This window comes from Streptomyces sp. UH6 (assembly GCF_013421635.1).
In the GTDB taxonomy this organism is placed as follows: domain Bacteria; phylum Actinomycetota; class Actinomycetes; order Streptomycetales; family Streptomycetaceae; genus Streptomyces; species Streptomyces abyssomicinicus.
Genome location: NZ_JACADT010000675.1, coordinates 1 through 3,171, shown reverse-complemented (window position 1 = coordinate 3,171; position 3,171 = coordinate 1). Strand labels below are relative to the sequence as shown.

The following is a 3,171-nucleotide window of genomic DNA, read 5'->3' as shown; positions in this document are numbered from 1 at the left end:
CCGGTGCGCGGACAACCGGCGTTCCATCGTGGACGGCATCGCCCGTACGGCGCGGCTGCTGACGTCGGCCGCGGCGGCCGTGGCGATCTCGACGGCGGCGATGGCGTCGGCCCAGGTCACGACGTTGAAGCTGATCGGGGTGGGGATCGCGCTGGCGGCCGTGGTGGACGCGGTGCTGGTGCGAGGGGTGCTGGTGCCGGCGGTCATGACGGTCCTCGGTCCCGCCAACTGGTGGCGCCCGGGCCGCTCCCCGCGCCCGGGCATGCCCGCCGCGCCGCCGGAGCGGGAGCCGGCTGCCCCGGCTCAGGCCGCGTCGAGGTAGGCGAGGACGGCGAGGACCCGGCGGTTGTCGTCGTCGGACACCTCCAGCCCCAGCTTGGCGAAGATGTTGGCGGTGTGTTTGGCGACGGCCCGCTCGGTGACGGTCAGCCGGCCGGCGATGGCGGTGTTGGTGCGGCCCTGGGCCATCAGCTCCAGCACCTCCCGCTCGCGCGGGGTCAGCCGGGAGACGGGCCGGTCGGCGGCCGAACCGCGGTTCAGGAGCTGCGAGATGACCTGGGGGTCCATGGCGGTGCCGCCGGCGGCGACCCGGCGGACCGCCTCGGTGAACTGCTCGGCGTCCAGCACCCGGTCCTTCAGCAGGTAGCCGACGCCGCCGCTGCCGTCGGCGAGCAGTTCGCGGGCGTAGAGCTGCTCGACGTGCTGGGAGAGCACCAGGACCGGAAGTCCGGGCCTGCGCCGGCGGGCCCGCAGCGCGCACTGGAGCCCTTCGTCGGTGAAGGAGGGCGGCAGCCGGACGTCGACCACCGCGACGTCCGGCTCCAGTTCCCGCAACGCCTGTTCCAGCGAAGGCCCGTTGTCGACGGCGGCGGCGATCTCGAAGCCGTGCGCCTCCAACAGGCGGACCAGGCCGTCCCTCAGCAGGAAGAGGTCTTCGGCGAGGACAACGCGCACGGAATCTCCAGGGTCACCACGGTGGGGCCGCCGGTCGGACTGCTGACGGCCAGGACGCCGTCGAATGCTCCCAGCCTCCGCTCGACTCCCGCCAGTCCGGTGCCGGCCGCCGGGTCGGCACCGCCGCGGCCGTCGTCGGTGACGGTCAGGCGGAGCATGCCGTCGCGGTGGCCGAGCTCCAGCCAGATCCGTTGCGCCTCGGCGTGCTTGACCACGTTGGTCAGCATCTCGCTGAGCGCGAAGTAGACGGCGGACTCCACGGCGGGCTCCGGCCGGCCCGGCAGGTCGACGTCGGCCTCCACCGGCACCGGGGTGCGCAGGGCGAGCGCCCGGGCCGCGTCGCCGAGGCCCCGTTCGGCGAGCACCGGCGGGTGGATGCCCCGTACCAGGTCCCGCAGTTCGGCGAGCGCCTCGACGGACTCGGCGCGGGCCTGCGCCAGCAGCTGCCGGGCCTGCTCGGGATCCCGGTCGAGCAGGGCCTCGACGGTGCCGAGGCTCATCCCCATCGAGACCAGCCGGGCCTGCGCCCCGTCGTGCAGGTCGCGCTCGATGCGGCGCAGTTCGGCGGCGGAGGTGTCCACGGCGTCGTGCCGGGTCCGGGCGAGTTCCTCCACGCGGTGTTCCAGCACGGCCCGGCCGGAGGGCGCGAGCACGGCCCGGGTGAGGGTGAAGTGGGCCTTCAGCAGGCGGTCGTTGAGGCGGAAGGCGAGGTGCAGCACGATCAGTCCGAGGACGCCGGCGACGATCGCGTCGCCCTGCCCGCTGACGGGGAGGAACCAGTACCAGTAGTCGGCGCCGTCCGCGACGACCTGCCAGAGTCCGGCCGCCAGGGCCAGGCCCTCCACCGCCTTGGCCAGCAGCGCGGCGGGCAGCATCGCGACGAAGTATCCGGCGGTCATGTCCACCGGCAGCCACCGCAGGTCCCGGCGGACCGCCGGGTCCTGGAGCAGGTGCAGCGCGCGGGGCAGCCCGGTGGCGGTCGGCAGGGCGGGGCCGGGCCCATAGGCGGCTGGGATCCGCACGCCGTACCAGCGTTCCGCGAGGCGCCGCCGCAGGTCGGCGTGGGACCGGACGGCGGTGAGCAGGGGCGGCAGCAGGAAGGCGCCGACACCGAGGGGGACCAGGGCGGCGGCCAGCACCAGGAACACCAGCAGGAAGGTGGACCCGACGAGCGAGAACACCCCCAGGGCGAGGCCGCGCGCGGCGGCGACGACTGCCTTCTTCACGGACATCTGCGCAACTCCCCGTTGTACGGCGGCGTTTCCGTCCGGCAGCGCCTCGACGGACCGGCTTCCCGGCACCTCGACGCTACGGACAACCGACGCCCGCCGCACGGGGCGGGGCCCCCGGGGACGGGTGGTGCCAGGTACACCCCCACCGCCCCTCCGCGGCATGACCCGCACGCGGGGCCCCGGGCACACACGCCGGTTTCCCCGGGCCGTCCGGACGGCCCGGGGAAACCGGCGGGTCAGGCACCCGTCACCGTGCCCGTCTCGTCGTGCCCGGCGTCGTGCCCGTCATGGTGCCCGTCATCGTGCCGCCAGCAGCTCTCCCTGCCGCTCCAGCACGTGGCGCGCCACCGTCCTGCCCAGCGCGATCCCCGCCTCGTCGGCGCTGCGCGTGTGGATGCCGGACCAGACCCGGGCGTCCACGTTCTCCACCGACAGCTGCCGCCAGGTCGTGTAGGTGCGGGTCACACCCGGCGCGGTGGGGCTGGTCAGCTCGAAGGGCGCGGTCCGCGCCCCGCTGAGCGCGGTCAGCACCCCTTCCGCCGAGCCGGAGTAGGTGCCGTGCCCGCTCGGGTAGTCCGGGTGGGCGGGCGTGACGTGCAGCGGCGTCCACGCGGTGTCGGGCTCGATCGCGCCGGTGCGGATCGCCGTCACGGGGCGCCAACGGGTGTACGCGTACTTGCTGTCGGAGGTCGCGATCTGGGTGTCGACCGATGCCACGTGGAAGAGCGCCACCAGCCGGGCCTGGCCGGCCAGGGACTCGGAGGAGCGGGTGAGCGCCACCCGCAGCGGCTCGGTGTAGAGGGTGAACGACGACCCGTACCAGAACTGCGCGGTCTCGGTCTGCTCCACGCTGCGGACCGTGCTGTCGGCGGCGCCGTACGCGCGCACCTCGGCCAGGTCGGCGGCGTACCGGCCGGAGTCCAGGGCGGGCGGCGGCGGCAGCCGGAACTGGCTCTGCGAACGCAGCGCGAACGGCTCGGCGACG

General features: G+C 74.8%; 4 protein-coding genes. 1 reads left to right on the top strand and 3 read right to left on the bottom strand.

Annotation, left to right across the window (positions count from 1 at the left end; translation table 11 throughout):
- Positions 1-322 (top strand): MMPL family transporter (locus HW445_RS24085; protein WP_180223042.1); only part of this gene is annotated, 322 nt, incomplete at its 5' end.
- Here HW445_RS24085 and HW445_RS24080 read toward each other — a convergent pair.
- The 3 genes from HW445_RS24080 to HW445_RS24070 all read right to left on the bottom strand — a co-directional run.
- Positions 304-954 carry a response regulator transcription factor gene (locus HW445_RS24080; RefSeq protein ID WP_180223041.1) on the bottom strand — a complete coding sequence of 217 codons (651 nt, stop codon included), beginning with the start codon at positions 952-954 and terminating at the stop codon, positions 304-306. The two genes, HW445_RS24085 and HW445_RS24080, sit on opposite strands and share 19 nt — an antisense overlap.
- Positions 918-2,186, bottom strand: coding sequence for a sensor histidine kinase (locus HW445_RS24075; protein ID WP_180223040.1), 1,269 nt, complete (start codon positions 2,184-2,186; stop codon positions 918-920). The genes HW445_RS24080 and HW445_RS24075 overlap by 37 nt, the downstream gene beginning before the upstream one ends.
- Before the next feature lie 297 nt (positions 2,187-2,483).
- A partial coding sequence (locus tag HW445_RS24070) for a vanadium-dependent haloperoxidase (protein ID WP_180223039.1) occupies positions 2,484-3,171 on the bottom strand: 688 nt, incomplete at its 5' end.